This is a genomic window from Aquimarina sp. MMG016, from assembly GCF_018100805.1.
GTDB lineage: Bacteria > Bacteroidota > Bacteroidia > Flavobacteriales > Flavobacteriaceae > Aquimarina.
Window position 1 is genome coordinate 358,285 of the sequence record NZ_JAGJEA010000002.1, and the last position, 24,386, is coordinate 382,670.

The 24,386-nt window shown below is 35.3% G+C and carries 24 protein-coding genes; 10 read left to right on the top strand and 14 right to left on the bottom strand.

Translation table 11 applies throughout. From position 1 onward, the window contains the following. Positions 1-21 precede the first annotated feature (21 nt). Complete coding sequence (locus J8M14_RS04520) at positions 22-2,220, top strand: T9SS type A sorting domain-containing protein (RefSeq protein WP_211073389.1); 2,199 nt, start codon at positions 22-24, stop codon at positions 2,218-2,220. Positions 2,221-2,376: 156 nt separating this feature from the next. Here the strand turns inward: J8M14_RS04520 and J8M14_RS04525 are convergent, their stop codons facing one another. Beyond that, positions 2,377-3,096 (bottom strand): arylesterase, encoded by a 720-nt coding sequence (locus J8M14_RS04525; protein ID WP_247672546.1) that lies wholly within the window; start codon positions 3,094-3,096, stop codon positions 2,377-2,379. A gap of 50 nt (positions 3,097-3,146) precedes the next feature. Between J8M14_RS04525 and J8M14_RS04530 the strand changes: the two genes are divergently transcribed. After that, positions 3,147-3,836: an ABC transporter ATP-binding protein gene (locus tag J8M14_RS04530; protein ID WP_211073391.1), complete on the top strand. Its 690-nt coding sequence runs from the start codon at positions 3,147-3,149 to the stop codon at positions 3,834-3,836. Positions 3,837-3,883: 47 nt separating this feature from the next. Further along, positions 3,884-6,376 carry an FtsX-like permease family protein gene (locus tag J8M14_RS04535; protein ID WP_211073717.1) on the top strand — a complete coding sequence of 831 codons (2,493 nt, stop codon included), beginning with the start codon at positions 3,884-3,886 and terminating at the stop codon, positions 6,374-6,376. A gap of 179 nt (positions 6,377-6,555) precedes the next feature. On the opposite strand, the gene J8M14_RS04540 is transcribed toward J8M14_RS04535, so the two are convergent. After that, positions 6,556-7,779 (bottom strand): cation:proton antiporter, encoded by a 1,224-nt coding sequence (locus J8M14_RS04540; RefSeq protein ID WP_211073392.1) that lies wholly within the window; start codon positions 7,777-7,779, stop codon positions 6,556-6,558. Between the two features lie 77 nt (positions 7,780-7,856). Further along, entirely contained in the window at positions 7,857-8,696 is an 840-nt protein-coding gene (locus J8M14_RS04545; protein ID WP_211073393.1) for a universal stress protein, read from the bottom strand. Positions 8,697-9,351: 655 nt separating this feature from the next. Between J8M14_RS04545 and J8M14_RS04550 the strand changes: the two genes are divergently transcribed. The 5 genes from J8M14_RS04550 to J8M14_RS04570 all read left to right on the top strand — a co-directional run bounded on the left by J8M14_RS04550 (position 9,352) and on the right by J8M14_RS04570 (position 12,326). Continuing rightward, positions 9,352-9,870, top strand: a complete 519-nt coding sequence (locus J8M14_RS04550) for a hypothetical protein (protein ID WP_211073394.1) — start codon at positions 9,352-9,354, stop codon at positions 9,868-9,870. A gap of 157 nt (positions 9,871-10,027) precedes the next feature. Further along, positions 10,028-10,288 (top strand): hypothetical protein, encoded by a 261-nt coding sequence (locus J8M14_RS04555; RefSeq protein ID WP_211073395.1) that lies wholly within the window; start codon positions 10,028-10,030, stop codon positions 10,286-10,288. Between the two features lie 531 nt (positions 10,289-10,819). Further along, entirely contained in the window at positions 10,820-11,212 is a 393-nt protein-coding gene (locus J8M14_RS04560) for a hypothetical protein (RefSeq protein WP_211073396.1), read from the top strand. Positions 11,213-11,222: 10 nt separating this feature from the next. Beyond that, positions 11,223-11,510 (top strand): DUF3144 domain-containing protein, encoded by a 288-nt coding sequence (locus J8M14_RS04565; RefSeq protein ID WP_211073397.1) that lies wholly within the window; start codon positions 11,223-11,225, stop codon positions 11,508-11,510. Between the two features lie 114 nt (positions 11,511-11,624). After that, complete coding sequence (locus J8M14_RS04570) at positions 11,625-12,326, top strand: DUF3667 domain-containing protein (protein WP_211073398.1); 702 nt, start codon at positions 11,625-11,627, stop codon at positions 12,324-12,326. A gap of 218 nt (positions 12,327-12,544) precedes the next feature. Here the strand turns inward: J8M14_RS04570 and J8M14_RS04575 are convergent, their stop codons facing one another. The 5 genes from J8M14_RS04575 to J8M14_RS04595 all read right to left on the bottom strand — a co-directional run bounded on the left by J8M14_RS04575 (position 12,545) and on the right by J8M14_RS04595 (position 16,534). Next, the gene (locus J8M14_RS04575) at positions 12,545-13,111 is read right to left on the bottom strand and encodes a hypothetical protein (RefSeq protein WP_211073399.1); all 567 of its coding nucleotides are present in this window, start codon (positions 13,109-13,111) and stop codon (positions 12,545-12,547) included. A 9-nt stretch (positions 13,112-13,120) separates the two neighbouring features. Next, complete coding sequence (locus J8M14_RS04580) at positions 13,121-13,519, bottom strand: lipocalin family protein (RefSeq protein WP_211073400.1); 399 nt, start codon at positions 13,517-13,519, stop codon at positions 13,121-13,123. 15 nt (positions 13,520-13,534) lie between these two features. Beyond that, entirely contained in the window at positions 13,535-14,623 is a 1,089-nt protein-coding gene (locus J8M14_RS04585) for a DUF418 domain-containing protein (protein ID WP_211073401.1), read from the bottom strand. Positions 14,624-14,703: 80 nt separating this feature from the next. Then, positions 14,704-15,252 (bottom strand): porin family protein, encoded by a 549-nt coding sequence (locus J8M14_RS04590; RefSeq protein WP_211073402.1) that lies wholly within the window; start codon positions 15,250-15,252, stop codon positions 14,704-14,706. A gap of 163 nt (positions 15,253-15,415) precedes the next feature. Then, complete coding sequence (locus tag J8M14_RS04595; RefSeq protein WP_211073403.1) at positions 15,416-16,534, bottom strand: helix-turn-helix domain-containing protein; 1,119 nt, start codon at positions 16,532-16,534, stop codon at positions 15,416-15,418. 215 nt (positions 16,535-16,749) lie between these two features. On the opposite strand from J8M14_RS04595, the gene J8M14_RS04600 reads away from it, so the two are divergent. Continuing rightward, the gene (locus J8M14_RS04600; RefSeq protein WP_211073404.1) at positions 16,750-17,622 is read left to right on the top strand and encodes a sterol desaturase family protein; all 873 of its coding nucleotides are present in this window, start codon (positions 16,750-16,752) and stop codon (positions 17,620-17,622) included. 614 nt (positions 17,623-18,236) lie between these two features. Continuing rightward, positions 18,237-19,553 carry a M24 family metallopeptidase gene (locus J8M14_RS04610; protein ID WP_211073405.1) on the top strand — a complete coding sequence of 439 codons (1,317 nt, stop codon included), beginning with the start codon at positions 18,237-18,239 and terminating at the stop codon, positions 19,551-19,553. 64 nt (positions 19,554-19,617) lie between these two features. Here J8M14_RS04610 and J8M14_RS04615 read toward each other — a convergent pair whose 3' ends face one another. The 6 genes from J8M14_RS04615 to J8M14_RS04640 all read right to left on the bottom strand — a co-directional run bounded on the left by J8M14_RS04615 (position 19,618) and on the right by J8M14_RS04640 (position 24,140). After that, the gene (locus tag J8M14_RS04615) at positions 19,618-20,403 is read right to left on the bottom strand and encodes a hypothetical protein (protein WP_211073406.1); all 786 of its coding nucleotides are present in this window, start codon (positions 20,401-20,403) and stop codon (positions 19,618-19,620) included. Positions 20,404-20,736: 333 nt separating this feature from the next. Next, a complete protein-coding gene (locus J8M14_RS04620) occupies positions 20,737-21,255 on the bottom strand; it encodes a hypothetical protein (protein ID WP_211073407.1) in 519 nt (172 codons plus the stop codon). Between the two features lie 146 nt (positions 21,256-21,401). Beyond that, positions 21,402-22,025, bottom strand: a complete 624-nt coding sequence (locus tag J8M14_RS04625; protein WP_211073408.1) for a hypothetical protein — start codon at positions 22,023-22,025, stop codon at positions 21,402-21,404. Between the two features lie 28 nt (positions 22,026-22,053). Beyond that, the gene (locus tag J8M14_RS04630) at positions 22,054-22,608 is read right to left on the bottom strand and encodes a hypothetical protein (protein ID WP_211073409.1); all 555 of its coding nucleotides are present in this window, start codon (positions 22,606-22,608) and stop codon (positions 22,054-22,056) included. A 590-nt stretch (positions 22,609-23,198) separates the two neighbouring features. After that, positions 23,199-23,351 carry a hypothetical protein gene (locus J8M14_RS04635; protein ID WP_211073410.1) on the bottom strand — a complete coding sequence of 51 codons (153 nt, stop codon included), beginning with the start codon at positions 23,349-23,351 and terminating at the stop codon, positions 23,199-23,201. A 165-nt stretch (positions 23,352-23,516) separates the two neighbouring features. Next, the gene (locus tag J8M14_RS04640; RefSeq protein ID WP_211073411.1) at positions 23,517-24,140 is read right to left on the bottom strand and encodes a hypothetical protein; all 624 of its coding nucleotides are present in this window, start codon (positions 24,138-24,140) and stop codon (positions 23,517-23,519) included. Positions 24,141-24,386 lie beyond the last annotated feature (246 nt).

Below are 24,386 nucleotides of genomic sequence, written 5' to 3' on the forward strand. Positions count from 1 at the left end.
AATTAATCTTAAAAACTAAAAATGAAAACTCAACTAAGCTTTACACAAAAATTTTTGTGGCTATTTACCATTACGTTTCTGAGTACTTTTGCTTCATATGCGCAACAGGTAATTAATGCTACAATACAAAACGATGGAAGAACAAGACAGTACCGTCTGTACGTTCCCGCAAGTTACGATGCTAATAAACCGGCTCCGTTAATTTTAAACTATCATGGTTTTACAAACAATATTGATATACAGTATAATCAAAGTAATTTTCAGCAATTAGCAGAAGACAATCAATTTATATTTGTTACACCACAAGGTTTAGGTTTTCTTCCCGGATGGGCAATAAATAATAATTTTGGAGGTAACGAAGATGATCTTGGGTTCTCCGATGCTTTGATCGATAAAATTCAGCAGGATTATAATATTAATGAAAAGCGAATTTACGCAACCGGATTTTCTAATGGTGGCTTTTTTAGCTATAGGTTAGCTTGTGAATTAAGCCCAAGAATTGCTGCTGTAGCCTCTGTTGCCGGAAGTATGACAAGAGTATGGATCGATAACAATCAATGTCAACCACAGCATCCGACCGCTGTATTACAAATAACAGGTTCTAATGATAATGTTATTTCTATTAATGGTAACGGAACTAACGAACCTATACAAGATGTTATGGAATATTGGGCAGCAGTAAACAACGGAGATTCTACACCAGATGTAATTCAGTTAGGTGGTGGATCTACACGTTCTATATGGGATAATGGAGATAATGGTGTAACTGCAGAATTTATAAGAGTTCAAGGAAAAGGACATAGCTGGAACGGGGGTAATATAAATACTTCTCAAGAAATTTGGAACTTCTTTTCTCGATTTGATATTGATGGAGAAATAGATGGAACCTCACCACCTCCTCCTCCGGTTGATACATGTTCCGGAGATATTTCTTCTTTTCCTTATAACGAAAGTTTTGAGAGTAGTTTAGGGCAGTGGTCCCAATCCAGTAACGATGATCTAAACTGGACCAGAGATTCAGGAGGTACACCTTCTAATAATACAGGACCATCTAATGGAGCAGATGGCAGTTTTTATCTTTATGTAGAAGCATCTGGTAATGGAACAGGTTTTCCTAATAAAAGAGCAATATTGAATTCCCCATGCTTAGACTTTAGTACTATACCTTCACCAAGGCTAAATTTCCAGTATCATATGTTTGGTAGTGCAATTAATAGTTTGGTTGTTGAAGCTAGAACAGATAATACAGGAGACTGGATCAATGTATTCAATAGAAATGGAAATCAAGGTAATAGTTGGAATGCTGCAAGTATAGATTTGGCTGCATATGCTGGCCAAGCAAGTGTTCAGTTGCGATTTAATGTCGTTACTGGTTCCGGTAGTAGCGGATGGCAAAGTGATATTGCGATTGATGCTATCGCCATCCAGAATGGTACTGTAGACCCAGGACCAACATGTGATAGTATTGATTTTAATGATTTTGCAATTACTTCTTTTTCTAATCAAGATAGAGCAGGGGATTTCTCTATAGAAAATGGTGGAGATGCTTTATTGCTATCAAATAATACTTGGAAATATATCCCTATCAATTATACAGTAACTCCCAATACAGTAATTGAGTTTGATTTTAGCAGTACATCAGAAGGAGAGATTCATGCAGTAGGTTTTGAGAACAACAATTCACTAACATCTTCACGTTATTTCAAAGTGCATGGTACCCAAAATTATGGGGTAACTAATTTTGATAATTATTCATCCGGTACTACTACCTATGTCATTCCTGTTGGAAATTTCTATACCGGATCTATGGATAGATTGGTATTTATAAATGATAATGATGTTGGGTCAGGAAACAATTCTATTTTTTCTAATGTAAAAATATATGAAGGATCTTGTAATGGTATATCTGTCGAACGAGTGATTGCTGAATTGGACGTTAAGCAAGTAATACTTGGTAATGAGGATGAAGGTTTAGGAGCGATTACAATGACTCCGAACCCGACAAGAGATCAATTCTCTCTTCACGTAAACTATGAAAGTACCGAAGAAACTATGGTAAGCATTTATACGCTGTTAGGGCAGAAAAAGTATGAGACCAGATTAGATAAAGGTGTCAATAATTTATCTGCCAGAAGTCTAGGGCTTAGTTCAGGGATTTATGTTATAAAAATCCAATCTGAAGGAAGTGAAGAAATCACGAAAAAACTAATTGTTCAATAATTCGATAAGTAATTATTAATTACAAAAGTATAAGGTGCTTCAGTTTTATAATTGAAGCATCTTTTATAATTTGCATGGTAGCCTAATTATATTTTAAACAAAGCTTTGTCGATATTTAGACAAAACAGGCTGTTAACACGACCTTGGACACAATTTTTATTGTAGTTCCTTTTCCAAAACCTCCCACACATTGTTCGCTAGGATCTTATGTCCTTCAGTAGTCGGGTGAATGCCATCGGCATGATTTAGCTCCTCAATACCACCAACATCCTTTAATAGAAAAGGAATTAGTGCTAGTTCGTTCTCCTTGGCCAGATCAGGAAAGATCGTTCTGAACTCTGTCGTATATTCAGGTCCCATATTAGGAGGTAATTGCATACCGGCTAATATAATTTTGGTGTTCGGGTTTTTCTTTCGTACTGCATCAATAATTGCTTGTAGGTTTGTTCTCGTTTCCGTTAAGGGAACCCCACGCAATCCATCATTTGCTCCTAATTCTAAGAGAAAGATATCCACTTTCTGATTAAGAACCCATTCAATACGGCTTCTTCCGCCAGAAGTAGTTTCTCCACTCACTCCCGAGTTGACTACAGTGTATGCTAAGTCCAAAGAATCAATCTTAGCCTGTAAAATAGCAGGATACGCCTCATTAATATCATCCAATCCAAAGCCGGCTGTCAAACTATCTCCAAAACACAGAATGGTTTTCGTATCAGCTGTATTGGTTTGGGTAATCTCACTTTTAGCAGATTCTTCAATTTTAACAGCGTCTTTTTTAGAAGTGTCTTTTCCGCAGGAGAGCAGCGTACTCAGCAATAAAAAATAACAAAACTTTAAGGAAATCGTTCTACAGCCGGTGAATAAATCTAAAATCATTTGCTTATTTTTCCTGTTTATCATTTCCTATTAAATTAATTGAAGTCTACATGTCAAAGATATTAAAGATCCATGAGCTAGAGAAGACCTATAGCAGTGGTTCTAAAAAACTAACGGTCTTACACCATATATCGTTTGACGTTGAAGAAGGAGCTATCTTTTCTATTGTAGGCCCTTCCGGGAGTGGTAAAACTACCTTGTTAGGCCTTTGTGCAGGATTAGACCAACCCGATTCCGGTACAGTGGAGTTATGCGGCAGGAATCTACAAGAGCTGGATGAGGATGAACGTGCACAATTAAGAAATAAGGAAGTTGGTTTTATATTTCAGGATTTTCAGTTATTACCTTCCTTAACTGCGCTGGAAAATGTGATTGTACCTTTAGAGTTACAAGGTGTTAAACATGCTGCGAAGCGGGGTATGGAACTTCTGACAAAAGTAGGGCTGGGCGATCGGTTTCATCACTATCCCTCTCAATTATCAGGCGGAGAACAACAACGAGTGGCTTTGGCGAGAGCTTTTTCAACTTCACCTTCTATATTGTTTGCTGATGAACCAACCGGAAATTTAGATGAAGAGACCGGCGAAAAGGTGATACAATTATTGTTTGAACTGAATAAAGAAGCCGGAACCACCCTGGTGATCATCTCTCACGATCTGGACCTGGCTAACAGAACGCAACAGATCCTTCGATTAAAAGGCGGAAAGATTATATCCAATGAGAAAACCGTATCGCTGTGAGTAAAAAGCAGACATATTCAAAAGCCGGCATCTCTTGGTTGTTCAAGATGGCATGGCGCGATGGAAGAGCTAGTATCTCCAGGTTATTGCTATTTATGGCGTCGATCATTCTGGGTATTGCAGCGGTGGTTTCGATACAATTATTCAGCGAAAATCTGAAGGAGAATATCCAGCGGCAATCTAAATCGTTATTGGGTGCCGATTATCTTATTGATAGCAGGCAATTGCCTAATGAAAAAGTACAGGCGATCATCGACTCCTTAGGTCCGGATGCTTATGAAGTTAATTTTCCATCTATGGCAGCGTTTCCAAAAAACGGAGCTGCCAAATTGGTACAGGTTCGTGGTATGGAAGGAGGTTTTCCGTTCTACGGAACTTTAGCTACAGAACCCTCAACAGCTGCGGCTGAGTATCAACAAAAAGGAGGCGCTTTGGTAGATGCTACGCTAATGCTGCAATATAATATCAAACCAGGGGATTCGATCAAACTGGGCATTATTACCTTGCCGATTATCGGTGCTATTAATTCTATGCCGGGTAGTTCGGGCTTCTCATCATCTGTGGCTCCTACGGTGTTGATTCCATATCGATATGTAGCGCAGACCGAACTGTTACAAATGGGCAGTAGAAAAGAATATCAATACTTTTTTGTAGCTCCGGATATGGATCTCGATCAGCTGGAGAAAGCCATAGACCCTGTCCTGGATGCCGAAAATGCAGACCTTGACACGCATACCAGTACCAGTAGGCAAATAGGGCGTAGTTATGGAAATCTTGGCAAGTTCCTGAATCTAGCCGCATTTATAGCCTTGTTATTAGGATGTATCGGTATTGCGAGTTCAGTTCATATTTATATCAAAGAAAAGCTAACCGATGTAGCCGTGTTAAAATGTTTAGGCGCGAGTAGGAAGCAAACCTTTTTGATCTACCTGATACAAATTGCTGCGATGGGGCTTATAGGAGGTATTGTGGGGACGGTTTTGGGAATCGGACTACAATATGTACTCCCTGCTGTGTTACAAGAATTCTTACCCTTTGATATTGAGATTTCGACCGCACCACAACCTATTATTATGGGGATATTGCTTGGTGTTTTTATGTCGGTGCTATTTGCGTTGTTACCTTTGTTGGGTACCTGGTATGTCTCACCATTAGAAGTTTTACGAGTGTCTGAAGAGACGCCGATACGATCCAGAAAGGCGCGGATATTCACTTTTGGGGCGATCTTTGTTTTTGTGCTGTTGTTCTCTATGTGGATCTTTGGTGATGTACTCTTTGCACTGGCTTTTGTATTGGGTATTTTTATCACTTTTGGAATCCTGGCAGGGATCTCTGCCTTATTTATCAAGGCGATCAAGAGTTATTTTCCAACGGCCTGGGGATTTACGGCCAGAACAAGTTTATTAAATCTCTTTCGACCCAACAATCAGACAATGGTGCTTATTCTGGCGATTGGACTGGGTACCTTTTTGATTAGCACCTTATATTTTACCAAAGACATCCTGTTGGCAAAAACAGCGCTGGACAACCGTTCGGGGCAGGCCAATATTATCTTGGTAGATGTGCAACCAGCACAGCGGGAAGATGTAATATCTACTATAACTCCTGCAGGCCTGGAAGTGATCGATAACCTATCGATTGTGACCATGCGTATGCATAACATCAAAGGAAAACTGACCAACGAGATTAGAAAAGATACCAGCTCTACGATTAATGATTGGGTGCTGAATCATGAATTTAGAACCACCTTTAGGGATTCGCTAATTGCTTCGGAAACTGTGATTGAAGGAAATTGGGTGGAGGAAATTAAACCGGGTGATCCTGTTACCATCTCCATTTCAGAAGGTCTTGCGGAAGACGCTAACCTGGCGGTAGGAGACGAAATTGTCTTTAATATACAAGGCGTATTGATGGAAACCACGGTGGGAAGCATCCGAAAAGTAGACTGGGCACAGCTACAGCTGAATTTTATGGTTGTTTTTCCTAAAGGCGTATTAGAGAAAGCACCACAATTTAATATTCTTACCACTTATGTGCCCGATAATGAAAAGTCGGCCGCTTTGCAACGGGATTTGGTAAGTAAATTCCCAAATGTTACGGTCTTTGACCTACGGCAGATCTATACAGTGATTGAGGATGTTTTAACAAAGATCTCCTGGGTGATTAATTTTATGGCGTTTTTTAGCATACTTACCGGTCTTATCGTATTGATAGGCTCGGTGCGTACCAGTAAATACCAACGTATCAAAGAGAGTGTGTTATTACGTACACTGGGTGCCAAAAGCAAACAGATCCTTCGGATCACAGCCTTAGAATATTTGTTTTTAGGAATCCTGGGTAGTCTGGCAGGAATTATATTGTCCCTGGTTAGCAGTCAATTATTAGCCACATTGTTATTTGAAGAACCCTTTATACCTTCTGGTGTCCCATTCCTGTTATTTTTACCGGGGATTGTGTTGGTGGTATTAGCCATTGGATTAAGTAACATTAAAAGTGTACTACAGAGCCCACCGTTGGCGATATTGAGGAAAGTGGGGTAGTAGGAGTTTGGGAGTATGTGTGAGATGAGTGGGTGAGTTGTTCTACCATGTATTTATGTAAGTAAGGGATCGTTTTACCACACTATTTTGTCATTCCGCTGCTGTCTGCTGACAGGCAGGCTTGATGCGGAATCCAAAGCGAATTACAATTTAGTAAGTGTTCTTGAAGTGAATCCCAATTAATTGTCATTTCTATGAACAAGTCTCATGCGGCGTTTTTGGATACCGATTAGCGGGCCAGCCAGAATTGAAGATGCCAGCGCTGCAAATACAATAGCTACAAATATGGCTTGTCCAATTAGCTGTAATTCTAGTGCGAGTGTAGCTACTACAATTTCCATTGCACCTCCGGGAATGAAAGTAACGCCCATTAAAATTGAGGTTTGTTGAGACTGCTTACCAAGTCTAGCTCCTAACCAGGCACCTACAAATTTACCCAAAATTGCCACTGTGCAAAAGATAACTGTAGGCCATAGTACCATACCTGCTAAAAAATCGATTTTGAGACCAAGGGTAGCAAAGAATAGCGGTACAAAAATAGCGTGTAAAGTATCAGAAACACTATTACGAAGATCATCTGATACCCCTTTTGCACTTCCGGCGATTGTACCGGCAAGAAAGAATCCCAATATTGCGTGAATGCCCAACCATTGTGTGATCGCTCCACAGAGCAACCCCAAACTTATAATTAAGGTTTGTGCTGCAGCCGGCTGGGTTAATGAAGTTGCTTCTACACGTTTTAACGCAGTGCTTAACAATTTAGCCCCAAAAGTAGAGCTTAAGACCACAAACCCTATGATACCTATAATGGATCCTATTAATTCCACGGTGCTCAACGTATGTGGTGTCACCAATGAAATAACCAAAGTGAATAAAAACCATCCAAAAATATCATTGATAGCACAGGATGAAAGGGCAAGGGATCCTTTTGGAGTTTTACTGATTTCAAGATCATCAAGGGTACGGGCCACTACAGATATGGCAGTAATAGAACAGGCTACTGACAAAAACAGCGCAAATGAGAGTGCGTTTGCTTTGTCTCCCCAATAGATCGGATCAAAAGTACTAAACACAGGATAACCAATCAATATAGGAAACAGAACACCTACAATGCCAATTAGCATAGCAGCACGACCGCTACGAATTGCCGTTCTAATATCCACATGAAAACCTGAAGAAAGTAATAGAAAGAACACACCAAGCCAAGAGACTGTTTCTAGCATGGTTGATTGTATCTGGTCTACAGGAAAAAGCCAGAGCTGTAAAGAAGGAGAAACTCGGCCTAGAAGTGTAGGGCCTAATAGGATACCGGCTAGTATTTCTCCAACTATGGCAGGAATTTTAACAGCTTCAAAGAGTACACTAAGCGTTCTTGCACAACCAAGAAGGATAAGGATTTGCAAAAGAAAAAGCAGGATGTGAGTTTCGTTGAGATAATGCATATGTATACTGCTGCAGCTATAAGTAGCTGTATCGTTTATTAGTTTTTTACATCGTGTAATGCCAGTACCGGAATAGTGGAATGGTATGTTAGATGTTTTACCATGGGTTTAGACAACATCCAACTAAAGAAATTATGCTTTTTATTCATAAAGGCCACCAGGTCAATATTTCGATCCTCAATAAAAGTATCCAGCGCTGATTGCACATTCGTATCTTGTACTGTATGAAAAGAGTATTCTAATTCTTCAAAATATTCTTTTAACAGTGTTTGGTTATGACGTTGGTTTTTGTCAAGTTGTGTATTCTTTTCCAGAATATGTAAAATACGTATCGCTGCACCTGTATTTTTTGCGATATCGATCAAATATTGAAATTCTCTTTTCTTATGAGGGGTTTTATAGCCCGTTGGAAAAACGATTTCCTTTATTTTTGTATAGGTTGCCTTTGCCGGAATAGCTAACACCGGACAGTTTCTAATTTGTTCCATGGCTAGTACGGTCTGGCTTCCATATATTTTTGTTCTGGAATCTGTATCTCCTTTGGTTCCCATAATAACAATATCGATATCTTGCTTCTCAATGACCTCTTTCATCGTTTCTATTATAGAACCACATTCTGAAACCATATGATAGTGATGATTCTTAGAATTGTTAACAATCGATAGCCTGTCCAGAATATTTGTTAATCCTGTAATGGATTTTTGTTTAGCCTCTTCTATGTCCCTTGCTACAGCAAGTTCCATGGTGAAAGCATCAATCTTATAGGTGTTTAGGATATAAAATTCACAGGCGTTTTGCTTATATAGTTGGATAGCATAATCAATAGCATTTTGTGCGTTTTCGGAAAAGTCGGTCGCTATAAGTATTCTTCTTTTCATGAGATATTATTTCATCATATCGACAATAAATCTATGCTTTTATTCAGGGTGTTACAATGATTTTTATCAGTTATGATGTTGACGGATTATATAAGATTATGTTATAACATCCCTCTAAATTTCCCTTCCGAAAGGAGACTTTTTGATTCCTTTCCCTTGAGGATGATACAACGTTAGTTGTAGGCGAGTCGGAGTGATGGATATAGGGATGGGTGTTTTATAAATATACTGGCAAAAGATTTACCGATAGCGGATCATTTTATACTCCATTTTGTCATTCCGGCTGTAGAGCAGGAATTCAAAGCACCCGCATTGAGTTGAAATAAAAAGTATGCGTATACCCAACTTTGTTGCTAAAAAAGTTGATATTTCCCCATAACTTATTTTGTGGTACACTTTTTTACTATATATTTATATAGTAAAATTTACCCCACTATGTTATTTGGTTATGCACGTATTAGAACGTCATCCCAAAATTTTGATGTATAAGTAGACGCATTGTTAAAGGAAGAATTACCTCAAAGTCTGGAGACTTTGTGGAGCTGTTACATTAGTTAAGAACATTAAAAGTATAAATAATTAATAACTAAAAACACAAGGAATGTAATGGACATATGTTCTTTATTCTATTGTTGTGTGTAACTAAAACAAACCGATGAATATATTTGAAACGAATCAATATATTGAATTATACAATCCTTTGCGGAATAATTATTTTCCTGTACGAATACTGGAAAGAACCAAAGATGGATATTTAGTTCATTCACTAATCATAAATAAAGAAATAAATATTTATGATTTTCAATTAAAAACATACGGATATAGGAACACTTGGATTTCCCAAGAATTACTTGAAAGAATTGGGTTTAAAAAAGATGGACTAATATACACTCTAGAGAATATAACAATTTGGGAATGTTTAACCGGAGAATTGAATAAAATAGACCATCCGTATTATTTATACGAATATAAATCTAAACATCTTGGCTACGCAATCTTGAGTGAAAATGAAATAGAGGATTTCAAAAATGACTTTAAAAAAATTGAGGATGAAAAAATAAGAAAACGTTATTCTTTTGTAAGCTCAATGAATGAAGTGTTTGACTATTTGCTAGAACTAAAACCAAAGGAATTTAGTTACGAAAAATTTGATAAAATAATAATTGATAAATAGCTACACACAACAATGTATAAACGCAATTACGGCGGATTCGACTACATCCGAATCCACGCGGAATTGCTAAAGCCTGCGCTAAATCGAAAATTAACGCATATTAACTCGTAACTGACGGTTATACTAAACGTTATCTGTGATCAAAACTAAAAATGACATGTCTGGAATAGTAAACTTAGCGTACTATAGGAAAAAAGATTGGAAGCAGTTTTTAGAATTAATTGATGATAGGGAAAGTATGCATAATACTTGGAAAGAATGGAATAAAGCCTATTTAAAAACTAAAAAAGAACTAGTCTCTCAAGGTTTTATTGTCAACGATTTTACTGTAGATTTGAACGAATTAAAAAAATATTGTATGGCAAAGGGTATAAAAATTGACGGAAAAGCCCGTGCTCAATTTGTCTCAAATGGATAAAAATGAACGAAGAGCATATAGAAAAAATAAAGGAAGTATTGAATGAGTGGAATCCTTTAGGAGAAAGGGACGAATCAAATATCCGACCTTGATGAGTATCATACTGAAACTGTAGATATCTTATTTCATATTAATACTGAAATCAATTTCAAGAAAACTAAAGAGCCTAAAATAAGAATTCGGCGTATAATCAAAGAAGTGCTAAATCAAGTTTTCGGTCTATGGTTAACTGATAAAGACTGTGATACTCCCTCTAATACTATGCATAAAATATTAAACTAAAATATTGCTAAAGCACAACACGATATCCTATGTTAAGGCAGTTACGTGATAACCCAAAGGTTCTTGTATATTTACTATGTCGCAAAAATTTTATGAAGAGAAATTTATAAAATTTGCGAAGAAAAAGTCGATGGCAAGGTAACGTTTTACTCTGATAAGACACATATATTAAACATTGTACATCATTAAAACTCTAATAATGTTCGGAATTTTAAAAAAAAACCTAAAGAATTACCAAATTTTGAATTTTTGAATGGTTATGAGAAAAAACACAAATATTTTATTCGAACATTGCAATGGGACTGGCTAAATGAAGAGATGATTCATCTATTTGACAACAAATCTCCAAGAGTTATAACCATGGATGAATGGCCTCAACAGATTTATCTTGATGCTGACGGACAAAAAACTATAGAAGAATATATTATTTGGATGGCTAATAAATATGGTCGCGGACAAGTTCCTACAACTCTAGATAAAGATATGATCTTAATGATTGAAGACTTAATCGGGGATGGGGAAATAATAAAATTAACTGACGAAAAAACCGAATTACCATACTATTTAGATAAGCCAAAATCCAAACAAGATTTGGATAAAGCATATGAATTGATGAAAAAAGACGGTTATATAAAGCAATAATAATTTTCGAATGGACGAAGTTGACAAGAACTTTTATGAGCGAGCAGATGAACATATCAATTTATCTAACGATCAATTAAAAACTGAAAGCAGAGGAAAGGTAAGTGCTTCAATGATGTATAGTGTGGCTAGGTTTAATGCATGGATCAGTGCCTGTGGATGGAATAACGGAGAAGAGATGAAATCGGCGAAAAAAGAAACTCTAGATTATTTTGTTGATGAATATCGAAAAATGCTAGAGGAAAATTTAGACGATTATATAAATAATTTTGGAGACTATATGGAACCAAAAAAATAAAACGAATACACAACAGTTTGCATATTACATATGCTCCCTTCCGGAAGCAAACAAAACATACAAGAGGCGTTAGCTGCAATTGCCGAAAACGCATTATACTAAAAAATAAACAGAATGAATGAAACCATAGAAAATGATGAATCCCAAGAAATAAAGAACCTCAGTACTTTAGAAAGAATTGATGGAAAATACATTTGGAATGAAATTAGTAGTGTTTTAAATTTTGACAAGGGTATATTTTATACAATTAAAGAATTATTTATTCGACCGGGTAAAACAGTTCGTGAATTTTTAATGTATGATAGAAAAAGACTTGTAAAACCAATAATATTTTTGATTTTTAGTTCACTTTTCTTTGTAATAAGTCAACAGTTTTTTGGATTCCAGACTGGAGCAGCACCTGATAATATAGATAGTGTAGGTGTTCAAAAAGCCTTTGAATGGGTTGGAAAAAACTTTGGTATTGTTAACATTATTTTAGGTTTCTTTATAGGTTTTTGGATTAGGTTGTTTTATCTAAAATCCAAATTCAATATTTACGAAATATTCATTTTGGTATTTTTTACAATTGGTGTAGGAAATTTAATTTTTACAATTTTTGGAATAATAGAAATCGGAACAGGTTTTGACGTTAACAGTCTTGCATATTTAGTTGCTTTATTATATTCAGCTTGGGCAATTGGAAACTTCTTCAATAAAAAAAGTTTTTGGAGTTATTTCAAAGGTTTACTTGCATACATCTTTGGGACAACTACGGGCTCTATTCTAATTTTTCTTGTTGGAATTTTGATAGACATACTAAACAAAAGCAGCTAACAAGGTATAAAAATATAGGGACGTTTGTGCTAAACCGAAAGGTCTGTGAATTATAACAAAGTCCGCTACATATAAAATTTGGCATTTAATAGAGAAAAGATAAAAGCAAAACATTTACATTTAGCTAAGTAATAAACCGAAACCAGATAGCGTGGAAATGTTTTCCGTGCGAGATAGTAAATTAAAAGTTTAATAAAACACAGATAGTATACCATCATTTAACCTGATTTTCCAAAGCTTATACCTAACTCAATCGCAAATCCAATATTCGTGGAATATACCTTAGAGGTTTGTAGCGTTTGAAACATACTTATTCCCATTACCATACCATAGTTTTTCCAAGGGATGATTTTAATCCCTTGATTAGCACTAAGCCCCACTAGAAAACGATATGATTTTTGATCTTCTAGATTTACAAGGGCTTCAATACCTATGGGTATATTCAAACCTAATTCAAGATACACACCCGGATATATCTTTAAAAACCCGTTGAACCCAGGTGAGATATTATATATATCTGCAGTTGTATACCCTTTACGAGCTAATATATCAGGTTTAGCTTTGTTTTGTCCAAAGGATATTTCGACAGGAATAATAAAATCATCATCGCTATCGGTAAATCCTACATAGCTTACTTTCCAACCCCTATAATTATTGCTGTATAGTTTCTTAAACCCAAAGGTATCATACCAAACATTATTACCTATTTCGTCTTTGACGGTTTCCTGCGAAAAAGAGGCTATCCCACAATAGAGCAGCACTAATACCAAACATCGATTTTTCATGAGCTTTGTTTATATGCTGTTTTTATACACTACCTCCAGGTCTCTTAATTCCTTACTGTAGTATTGAAGGATTAGTGTGTCATTATCTATTAAAACAATAAATGCTTTTATAGATTCTCCGTTGTTATCAGTAAGCTTTATATATCCACTGGCTTTGTTTACCACATACGTTCCTTCTTCCATCATCCCTTCGCTTTTGGATATAAATGTCTTGTCTGCTTTAAAGTGAATAAAGTCATGCCTTTCTTTTGTTGAGGGGGGATAGCCTTGGTTTTTGATGTTATATGCGTGGATATACCACTTGTTTACCAACAACGTTGCTTTGTTATTTTGGGCAAATGTATTCGTTGTCATAAGTATGGCAAGTACAGTCATTGCAGAACATAGTATTGTTATTTTAATTTTCATTTTTTAATATGTGTTTTATGTTTTTGTAATAAATCGTATAGCCTTTGCCATAGGTCCTTTTTTAAATTTTTTACCCCATAAATGCGAGAATATTGTGCTAGCCACGCAAAATGTGAGCGCAAGAAGAAGGGCTTGGACAGGGGGCAAATTGTTTTCGCCAAAGAATAGGGTTACCGCAACAATTCCTAATACAATATGAGTTATATAATGGGTAAATGCCATTTGACCGGTTTTAATAAGGAAGTGGAGTTGATGCGTTTTATTAGCTATCTCGGTTATCCAAATGCATAGGATAATCAGAACAAAAGACCCGCTAATCCCTGAAATCATAAATAAGGGCATCGGCGGCATAGGACTCGTTCCATACAGGGCAACGGTTTCGTCTAACGAAAAATTGGTATAGCTTAAAGAAGCGTCAATCAACCGTTTTGAAATCATTTGCACCAGGATAAAAATGGTAACAGATACCCATAGGATGAGATTTCTTCGGGGTTTAGAACTCATATTTTGTCTACCCAACCATATACCGGCTAATAGAAATGCGACCCAAGGTACTACAGGATGAAAGCCATTGATGAAGAAGTTTCTAAAGAAGCCGCTGATGCTCCAGAAATCGGTATACTCGACGGTTACCCAATTCCATCCTTCTTCATACTCAATAATATACAGCATATAGGGGTATAGGATAATCAGCAACAATGCGAGTATCCATAGATATGCTGAATGTCTTGTCATCACTATAGCACCAATCAGAATATAACACCCATAAAAGTGTAATATGTCTGCGGGCCACATCCAACTAAAAAACAAACCAAATACAAAAAGGAATGCCGCACGTTTATATAGCAGCATTCTTTTTTGTTTTAGCCCAATGCTGTCTGCTGTAAGTAGATTTTTCTTTATTAGTAAAGAAATCCCTACGCCAGCCAGCACTACAAAAAGAGCGGCTCCTTTACCTTGTAAAAATTGTAACATACTAGCCAACACACTTTCATCATGGTCAGGACTGGCGAGTACCAAATTAAAGTTGACAACAATCATGATAAATACTGCAATGGCACGGGCCAGGTCATACCCATGTATTCTCTGTTTATGTTCTATCATCTGTAGTAAATATTATTTGAGTTTTATAAAAAATCTTATGGTAAAGGAGTCGCTCGGAACTTCAAAAGAAGTAACCGACCTTATAGACTATAGGAAAGTGTTACTTGTATAGCTTTATTCTTTGATTTTCCCACGGGTTTAGTAATGTCACGAAGCCCTAGGTTATATCTCGCGCCAATTTCTAATTGAGAAGTAATATCATAACTTACTCCAAAGGCGGCACCATAATCTAATTTTCTAAGATTGGATTTATCCATACCTTTGGTAGACAATAAATAACTGGCATAAGGCCCTGCTTCAATGGCTAGTTTGTGAATAGGATATAGCCTTAGAGATCCAGGAAGTACCTGAATGTAGTTAAGTCTGATATCATCATTTCCTTTGGGTTTTGCTCCAAACGCATTGTACAATACCTCTGAACGTATTGCTAAAGGCTCTGAAAATTTGTATTGTGTAAAAAATCCACCTACGGGGCCAATTTTAGCCTTTGAATTGATACCTGTGATATCGCTACGGCTAGCACCTGCTTTTATACCAAAGGTAAAAGGGTCGTTGTTTTGGGCGTTAGTAATAAAAGTACATGCCAATACTAAAGACATCATAACCACTGTTCTCATTTTAATAATCATAATTTTTGTTTTTGTAATTTTTATAAATTTTTAATGCCCCAAAAGTATTTTCGGATGATGGGTTATGTATTTCTCCCTATAATATTGGACAAAAAAAAGTGTCTTGATTCACAGGGAAGACACTTTTAAAAATTATAATTATTTAATATTCAGTATGTTGATCTTATTTCATAGCGCTGCCCTTTTTTTTAAATTCTGTGGGCGTCATGTTAGTATTTTTCCTGAAGGCTGTATAAAATGCCGCTTTGCTATTAAAACCCACATCTAGTGCAATAGCAAAAATAGTATTGGGTTTAGGGACCAGCAGCATAGGTTTGGCAGCTTCAATTCTATACTTGTTAATGTAGTCTGAAAACCCTGTTTGTGCATTTTGATTAATGGCTTGTGAAATATGATGTACCGACTTATCCAGTTTATCCGCCAGGGTATTGAGCTTAATATCATAATCCAGATACAGTTCTTCATCGCTTACCATACTTTCGATTTGGTTAAAAAGCTCTGAAGAGTCCGATAAAGAAGACTTTGCATACTTTTTTTTGGTTACTTCCGGTAAATCTTCAAAAGCACCTGTAAACGCAAACACCGGGAAGTGCATGATTGAATATGCCAGAATAAAGAAGAAGACAGCCAATAAAAGTGTTTCGGTTTTAGCATAAAACTCGAGATTTTCTAGGGTATCAGTATTTAGAACCGTATTAAAACCGCTAATGATTTGAAGAAGGATACATAAAATGATTACTATTTTAACCCATTGATAATTTAGTTTTAGGGACTTATCTAAATTTAGATAGAGTGGCGTATTCTTTAGTTTTAAATACCCCAACACCAATAAAACAATATTTACCGCGGTGGTAATAATATATTCTATCTCTATCCAGAACCATATACCATAGGTATCTGTAGTAGCTATAATATCTTTTACAGAATTATATTCTAAGGTAAGTGTGAAGAGCGTCCATCGTATAGCGGTATACCCTATAAGTATTAGCATCCCTTTTTTAAGGTTTACTTCTGTTTTGGTAAATAACAAAATAAAGTAGTAGAAGAGAGGACCAATAAGATGATACAATACATAGGCACCCCCGGAAAACACACTATTGATATCCAGTTTAAGCAATAAATAATAATCAAAAGAGGTGTAGGCATATAAAAATACTAAAGCGCTCAACACATACCGAATTCTTTTATCGCTACCCAATCCGGACGTTCTGGAGATTATAAAGATGCCCAGAAATAATCCAAGTATGGAGCTTAATAAAGGAGATATATCTAAAAGATTCATATCTAAAATAGGTTACTATGTATTATCTAAAAACAGATACTAAGTATACTTTTTTGTTTATGCTAAGGCAAAAATATTTTTTTTCTTCAAGAGTTAGTAAAATCTCAATAAAATAAAGCGAAAACTTTGTCTTGATTTATAAGGAAAGATACTATGGCGGGTTGATGACGCTACATTTGCGCTCATAAAGATTATAAATAAAAATATGTATAGCTATGAGTTTCGCAAAACTAATATCGTTATTTGAAGAGTCAGGAATCATGACATTTATTGGTTATTTTTTTGTGTTCAATTTAGGATTAATTGTTATTGAAGTACTTCTGGACTTGGTAACTTCTAAGAAAAGACGTTGGAATGATTCGTTGGCCAATTTCTCAATTTTTATCATGAATCAGTTATTAGAAAAAACGATCGTTGGTTCTATTGGAGTTCTGTTTTTAATACCCATTTCTCTGATGGCTTTTTATCCAATTCCTTTAAATATATATACTTGGATCGCAGCATTTTTTGTTGCTGATTTTACATACTATTGGATGCACCGACTAGAACACGAACACCGTATTTTATGGGCCAGCCATAGTGTACATCATTCTTCTGAGGATTATAACCTAACTATCTCGTTTAGACTAAGTATTGTTGAAGGCTTATTTGAGTGGATATTTTTAGTTCCGATGGTTTTGATTGGGTTTTCACCATTTCAGGCCATTATAGGATTAATACTAGTCGCACAATTTCAAACATGGATTCATACAGAGCATATTGGTTCATTGGGTTGGTTAGACAAAATATTTAATACCCCCTCTGTGCATCGTGTGCATCATGGTTCGAATCATAAATATTTAGATAAGAACTACGGAGGGTTCTTAATTATCTGGGACAGAATATTCGGTACCTATCAGAAAGAGGAAGAAAAAGTAGTTTATGGTTTAACCAAAAATATACATACAAACAACCCCGTAAAAATCAATTTTATGGAATATAAAAACATTTGGAAAGATGTAAAAAAGAGTCGCTCACTCAAGGATACTCTTAAAATCATTTTTGGCGGTTTAGCCTGGAGGCCAGATTACTTTAAGGATAAAAACTAATGTGAGTAATTGTTGTTATGGCAACCTTTAGGGTTTAGGACTACCAATTTATTAAATAGGCGAGGGGGTGGAGGTAAAAGGTGTTTGCGATGTGAGGATTAAGACTTAAAGGTTTAATCACCTTTTACTAAAATGTCATCCTCAATTACTCCTGCTTCGGTCATTACTTTAATCAGTATTTTTAAAATATTCAGATGGTACTTTTCCAAACCTTTTTTTAAAAGCCTGAGTGAAGTGGGAGAGGTTGTTCATACTCAATTCATGTGCGATCTCACTAATACTGGCTCGTACATTATATTCGATCTTATATTTTGCAGATTGTAATCGAATTTCTCTAATATAAGCCGCTGGTGTTTGCCCTGTGGCAGGTTTAATTTTTCTAATTAATTTAGGATCAGAAGTATTGCATCGTCCTGAAAAAAAAGTTTACAATAATAGGATTTTTAATATCATAATTCTTCTATAGTTTTTCAGTTTTTTTATGGTTTTGATGTACTTGATTAGGAGTAAGATTTTCTATACTTGTAAGAGATCTTTACTTCATATTGCAAGAGTCTCTTTTTTATAATACTTTTAGTTTTTAAAGTAAACACTAATCATCTCACCAATTACTCATGAATAAACTCTTAATTACCCTACTTTTAATTACATATACTATTCAATCTCAGGTTCTTCCGGAGAGAGAACGGGCTGATGTTATTGATATGGTTTTAGCAGATCGGTTTAATAACCTCTTACCTCAACTGATGGATCGTACCGGATTCGATATGTGGATATTGATTTCCAGAGAATATAATGAAGATCCTGTCCTAAAAACCATGTTGCCATCTAGCTGGTTAAATGCTCGCCGTAGAACTATATTTGTTTTTTATAGAGATAAAAAGAATAATAAGATCGAAAAATTGGCTGTAGCTCGATATAATGTAGGTAAGAATATAGACTCTGCCTGGGATAAAGAAAAACAACCAGATCAATGGAAAGCTCTTGTAGATATTATTACCGAAAGGAACCCGGAAAGAATAGGGCTTAATTATTCTAAAGATTTTGGGATTGTTGATGGTATCGTGAAAACAGATTATGAGGAATTTATGAATGTGCTTCCTGATGAGTTAAAACCAAAAATTACTTCTGCTGAGCAACTAGCTATTGCCTGGATCGAATCCAGAACTGAGCAGGAAATGGAAATTTATAAGCAACTGGTAAAAATCACTCATGACATTATAGCAGAAGCTTTTAGTACCGCTGTTATTAAACCAGGAACTACTACCACAGATGATGTAGAGTGGTGGTTGCGACAAAAAGTTACTGATATGGGATTAGACACCTGGTTTCATCCTACCGTAGATATACAAAGAGCTGGAGAAAACCTAGAAAGTCATATCGTTTCTTTTTCTAATCGTCCTGATGATAAAATCATTTCTAAAGGTGATTTAATTCATTGTGATTTTGGAATTACATACCTGAGATTAAATACGGATTGCCAACAACATGCATATATTCTTAAGAATGAAGAAACTTCTCCTCCTGAATTTTTAGTCAAAGCCTTTAAGGATGGAAATCGAGTGCAAGATATTTTTACTGCAAACTTTGAAACAGGAAAAACCGGAAATGAAATTCTATTAAATTCCTTAGCACAAGGAAAGGCAGAAGGTCTTAAACCGGCTATTTATACCCACCCCTTAGGATTATATGGTCATTCTTCTGGTCCAACCATTGGCATGTGGGATTCTCAGGGTGGTGTTCCAGGACCTGGAGATTATCCGTTGTATGAAAATACGGTCTATGCTATAGAACTAAACACGACAGTTACTATTCCTGAGTGGAAAAAGGACATCAGAATTATGTTAGAAGAAGCTGGGTTTTGGGGGGCAAAAGGTTTTAGATATGTGAATGAAAGACAAACAGAGTTAATTACGATACCAAAACGATAGGTTTAGATATAAAAAAGCATCCCTAATTTTACTATTAAGGATGCTTTTCCGGAATAACTTTAAGCTAAAGCTCTATTTCTTCACTTGTACCATCAGGATACGTAACTGTGGCAATGTTATCACAGATACCATCTCCATAATCTATAGAAGCAGAAGAACCATTTTCTGTAATAGTAAGTACTCCCTCTACGATATACCCACAAACCGAAGTTCCTCTTAAGGATGGATCAATAACTAGCGAATATGATTCACCATTGATGGTCACATCCCAGTTACCAGTGATTATAATAGTGTTCTCTGTTAATCCTCCCGAAATTTCAAATTTCTTAGTTCCTTTGATTGTCCCGGTAATCACATTAGGAATATTTATAGCTAAATCTGATGTTACCGAATACATAAAAGTAAGATCAGTAAAGTTAGCAGAATATTCGGTTGTTTTATTTCCTTCAATACTAGAGTCATTAAATGTAAAACCTTCAAAAGAAATAGAGGATGTAATGGCTTGATCGGCTATGGTATAGCTAACATTTATTTTTCCGTTTATCGTATTTCCATCGATATTACAATCTGTAAACGTGATAGCATATGATCCATCTGCAAAAGCTACATCAATACACTCATTGCTATTTTTACCGGATCTACCTGGCGTAACCAAATCAGAAGATTGATCCATAATTAAATTATCTACAAAAGCAGACGCTTTTTCGAGATCCAAATTTTTCTGTACATCTTCTTTAGATATAGATTGATTTAGCGGATTGTTATTGTCATCATCGCTACAGCTGGCGATCAATAAGCAAGCAGTAAAAATAGTGGCTAATATTTTTACTTTAAAAAATGGTTTGTTCATCATGATATTGTTTTATTTTTTTAACAACATTATGAAGTCTGTAGTATGATATGGTTTGTTAATTTTTAGTTAAACAAAAAAGCAAAATGTTAATTAAAACGCCTCGTTTTCTAGTTGTAAATAAGTTTTTAATTATATACATACCTCAGAAAAATCAATAACTACTTGGATTATAAACAACACTATTTGTATCTATATCAAATCTTACTTTAGTATAAGATCCGCTCCAAAATAGTTTTGGTTTAGTTTTCATAAATGACAGAAAACAATTTGTTATAAAGAACCCTTCTGTACTTTCAGTGCAGAAGGGTATAAATATTCATTATAAAATAGTTACTGTTGGCAAGAATTAATTTTTAATGCAGCATATTGTATTTGATAAGTATTAATATCTCCATCAATAACCATTGGGAAATAGGTTTTACTATTTCCAAGTTGGTTAACAAGAAGTAAGTCTCTGTAATAACTTCTATTACTAGTACCAAACCTCGTTACTTCAAATTTAAAGCGATCTTGGGCTGAAAATTGATAATTATCACGATATATTTCCGGAATTTCCAGTTTTATAGTTTGGTGATCTTGAACAGTATATTCACCGAGATACAAACCAGGGCCAAATCCTCCAAAATAAATAGTGACTTTTAATTTGATGAATGCTTGACCAAAGTCATACCAATCTTTGTCATACTTTGCTTCAAGCGTATAACAACTAGGATCAGTAACATCCTCTCCTATGGTAGGACTAGTACTTTCAAATTTTGCAAACGGTACTTCATCAATAGCATCTTTTTCACAAGAAGTGATCAAAAGAATTGACATACATAACAGGCTGATAATTGATAGTTTTTTCATGAGTTTTTATAAATTATTATTGCCCTTACTCTATTGCGGCTTTTCAGGTTACGCCCTTATGGACTATTTTTTTAGAGAAGGTCGAAGTGAAGAACCGTAAGTTTCCCAGGCTCACGATTCTTTCAAAACAAATAATCAAAGTTATTTTATGGACATATTGGATCACAAGGTGGGTCAATGATAATATCCCGAGGTCTTCTAACTGTTCTACCGTCAGCCCACGTTCTGGCAACCGGATTTACTACCCAAATCCTAAGTCCATTATTTGCAAATTGGTTTCTTTCGAAAGCTGATCCTAATCGTAGTGTAATTACATCCTGTCCTTGTGAATTAACATATTGTACGCGGTCTGATCCACGATAGGTGCCAATAATGCTAGAACCTGCAGTAGTTCTAATATCTACATAGGCATTAGATTCGAAATTATCACCAACAATCCAGATGCAAAAATTATCATCGCAACCTGCACCTGCTCTGAGTATTTGTGGTGTTTCTCTTATTTTTCGTACCAAGGCAGCATTATACCTCCCTAAGAATAGATTTTGATTAGGACAACCTTGTACATTAAGATAGTGATCCAGGACATAACCAGGAGGTATTCCTTGGGTAGAACATACTATAAGAGATTCAGTATTGTTTTTTTCAGAGTTAAGTTCGGTGAAATCTTCTATGGACTGTTCACTTTCTATAAAGATATCTTCTTCAGGCTGACAGCCTATCATTAAAAGAATTCCTAATAATAAGCCCCAAAAACTGACATGCTTTTTCATAATTTATGTTTTAAATAGATTGATTGTTCTATAAGTTGAAGTCTTCCTCATTACATTGAAAAGGAAAATCAATAGCTATTTGATTATAAACAGATACACCATCCGACCCTACAGGATTAATAAAGGGATTAACTATTTCCAAAGGTTTATAAACCGAGTTAAAGTAAAGTCTGGTATAATCGGTAGGCAGGTTGCCATCATTATTTGGAATAATTTTTATTCTAAAACGATCGTTATCAGAAAATTCGGCACCGAAGACATAAAATGTAAAATTTTGATTATGCCGTACATTTAGTTGTGTTACCTGACTACACGAATTATCACCATTTGGGCAGTGTTCTAAAATAAGCTTACCGGTAAATGAGGCCTGATGAGGACTACCATCCAAAACAGGAATTATAGTTTGAATAAAATGTACTTTACCTTTAAAACTATTACAGTAACCAAACCATTTGGCATTAGCTTCAGTATCGAGTTCTTCATCTAAGATAAGTTGCTCATCTATATTTTCAAGACTTTCTTGTTCACAAGAATAGAATACGGTTAATGTAGCGACGAATAATAAAATTGATATTTTTTTCATTGTGTGATTTGTTTTAGAATTTAGATTTATAATGACCTTTAGTAATTTTTATTTAGTCATTATTCCAATTAAACATGGTTTATGTTATAAAATAATTTATGATTCTGCCGGTCAGAAAACGATTGTAAAATTATGGGTAAGACACTGATAACAAAAGAGTAGTAGTGTCATTTTTATAAAATTGACACTATTAACATCAAGATGAAGTAAGATTTGTCTTAAAATGAGTTGTTAAATAAAAACAACATAGGAAGAATAATAAAAATCGCCTTAAAATTTTAAGGCGATCAATGAGGGTAGAAGTTTTTTTTATTTAGAAAGCGCAGATTGATAATAGAATAGGTCTTCCGTTAATGATTTTAATCACACCACAGATACCTGATGAACAATCGCTATCAGTTGTACATTTTCTTGTCATAGTATTATTTATTCCACCCTGAATTGATTTTTGACATTTTTTATTGAGTATTGAAACTCCTTTTATTTTGGAAAGTTTATTTACCATTTTGTTGATTTTATAATTGTAATACCCACTTTTTTTAAATAGAAAACCCCTAAAACAATTATATTGCTTTAGGGACTTTTTAGAATTAATCGATATGATGATAACAATTACCAAATGAACACATACCGCCACATAATCTTAAACAGTCTCCGCCATAATAGGTTCCGGCTTTAATGGTTTGTTGTTCACTTTTCTTTAATTGACTTACACCTTTGAGGTTTAAAATATTGTCTAACATAATTTTATTTTTAATTACCTACTCTTTCTATGGCTTTTCGGTTTCCGCCGTTATTAACTCCTTACTTAGGGTTTACTATCCTTTATTTTCTTTAGGAAGTAGTAGTAAAGAACCGTAAGTTTCCCAAGCTTACGATTCTTTCATAACAAATAATCAAACTTGTTTTTATGGACAAATTGGGTCACATGGAGGATCGATAATAATGTCTCTAGGCCTTCTTACCGTTCTCCCGTCTGCCCATTTTCTGGCTACCGGGTTTACTACCCAAATTCGTAATCCTCGACGTGCAAATTCATAAAATTCCTGAGCAGACCTTAGTCGGAATGTAATTACTTGCTGACCTTGTGCGTTGGTTGTTAATGTTCGCTCTGGTGCTCTGTAGTTTCCGATGATATTAGAACCAGTTGTGCTTCTTACATCTACATAACAACCACTTTCAAAATTATCACCAACTATCCAAATACAATAATTATCCTCACAACCGGCACCTGCACTAAATATTTTAGGGGTACCATCTCTTGTTACAATTGCGGCGTTATATCTTCCTAAAAAAAGATTGAAATTAGGACAACTACCATTGGTAAAATATTCTTCTACAACATATCCAGGAGGAATCCCTTCTATAGAACATACCACCATAAAATCAGCACCACTTTTTTCTAAGTTCGATATCGTGGTTTCCTGTTCTAACGATAATTCTCCTTCAAGAAATTCATCGTCTTCTTGTTGACAGCTTAGTAATCCTAATAGTAGAATTACGGATAAGGTTTTTAATAATAGACTTTTCATAATTACGTGTTAATTAAAAAATGATTTGTGATTCTGCCGGCTAGAATACATTGATAAAACTATCGGCAAATCATTGAAAATAAAAGAGAAGTAACCCCAGTTTTATAAATTTGACTTTTTTGATCGTCAAAAAAACTATTAGCAAACAGATAATATACATTGGAGTAATTGATAAGACCGTAAAACTTAAGCAAAAAAATCGCCAACATAAGAGAAGGCGATTTTTAACTGCTTATAGCATCATTA

Excerpts from the sequence above, each read along its gene's own strand:
- J8M14_RS04520 (WP_211073389.1), top strand. The coding sequence starts at position 22 with ATGAAAACTCAACTAAGCTTTACACAAAAATTTTTGTGGCTATTTACC.
- J8M14_RS04525 (WP_247672546.1), bottom strand. The coding sequence starts at position 3,096 with ATGATTTTAGATTTATTCACCGGCTGTAGAACGATTTCCTTAAAGTTT.
- J8M14_RS04530 (WP_211073391.1), top strand. The coding sequence starts at position 3,147 with ATGTCAAAGATATTAAAGATCCATGAGCTAGAGAAGACCTATAGCAGT.
- J8M14_RS04535 (WP_211073717.1), top strand. The coding sequence starts at position 3,884 with ATGGCATGGCGCGATGGAAGAGCTAGTATCTCCAGGTTATTGCTATTT.
- J8M14_RS04545 (WP_211073393.1), bottom strand. The coding sequence starts at position 8,696 with ATGAAAAGAAGAATACTTATAGCGACCGACTTTTCCGAAAACGCACAA.
- J8M14_RS04550 (WP_211073394.1), top strand. The coding sequence starts at position 9,352 with ATGAATATATTTGAAACGAATCAATATATTGAATTATACAATCCTTTG.
- J8M14_RS04555 (WP_211073395.1), top strand. The coding sequence starts at position 10,028 with ATGTCTGGAATAGTAAACTTAGCGTACTATAGGAAAAAAGATTGGAAG.
- J8M14_RS04565 (WP_211073397.1), top strand. The coding sequence starts at position 11,223 with ATGGACGAAGTTGACAAGAACTTTTATGAGCGAGCAGATGAACATATC.
- J8M14_RS04570 (WP_211073398.1), top strand. The coding sequence starts at position 11,625 with ATGAATGAAACCATAGAAAATGATGAATCCCAAGAAATAAAGAACCTC.
- J8M14_RS04575 (WP_211073399.1), bottom strand. The coding sequence starts at position 13,111 with ATGAAAAATCGATGTTTGGTATTAGTGCTGCTCTATTGTGGGATAGCC.
- J8M14_RS04580 (WP_211073400.1), bottom strand. The coding sequence starts at position 13,519 with ATGAAAATTAAAATAACAATACTATGTTCTGCAATGACTGTACTTGCC.
- J8M14_RS04585 (WP_211073401.1), bottom strand. The coding sequence starts at position 14,623 with ATGATAGAACATAAACAGAGAATACATGGGTATGACCTGGCCCGTGCC.
- J8M14_RS04590 (WP_211073402.1), bottom strand. The coding sequence starts at position 15,252 with ATGATTATTAAAATGAGAACAGTGGTTATGATGTCTTTAGTATTGGCA.
- J8M14_RS04595 (WP_211073403.1), bottom strand. The coding sequence starts at position 16,534 with ATGAATCTTTTAGATATATCTCCTTTATTAAGCTCCATACTTGGATTA.
- J8M14_RS04600 (WP_211073404.1), top strand. The coding sequence starts at position 16,750 with ATGAGTTTCGCAAAACTAATATCGTTATTTGAAGAGTCAGGAATCATG.
- J8M14_RS04610 (WP_211073405.1), top strand. The coding sequence starts at position 18,237 with ATGAATAAACTCTTAATTACCCTACTTTTAATTACATATACTATTCAA.
- J8M14_RS04615 (WP_211073406.1), bottom strand. The coding sequence starts at position 20,403 with ATGAACAAACCATTTTTTAAAGTAAAAATATTAGCCACTATTTTTACT.
- J8M14_RS04620 (WP_211073407.1), bottom strand. The coding sequence starts at position 21,255 with ATGAAAAAACTATCAATTATCAGCCTGTTATGTATGTCAATTCTTTTG.
- J8M14_RS04625 (WP_211073408.1), bottom strand. The coding sequence starts at position 22,025 with ATGAAAAAGCATGTCAGTTTTTGGGGCTTATTATTAGGAATTCTTTTA.
- J8M14_RS04630 (WP_211073409.1), bottom strand. The coding sequence starts at position 22,608 with ATGAAAAAAATATCAATTTTATTATTCGTCGCTACATTAACCGTATTC.
- J8M14_RS04635 (WP_211073410.1), bottom strand. The coding sequence starts at position 23,351 with ATGTTAGACAATATTTTAAACCTCAAAGGTGTAAGTCAATTAAAGAAA.
- J8M14_RS04640 (WP_211073411.1), bottom strand. The coding sequence starts at position 24,140 with ATGAAAAGTCTATTATTAAAAACCTTATCCGTAATTCTACTATTAGGA.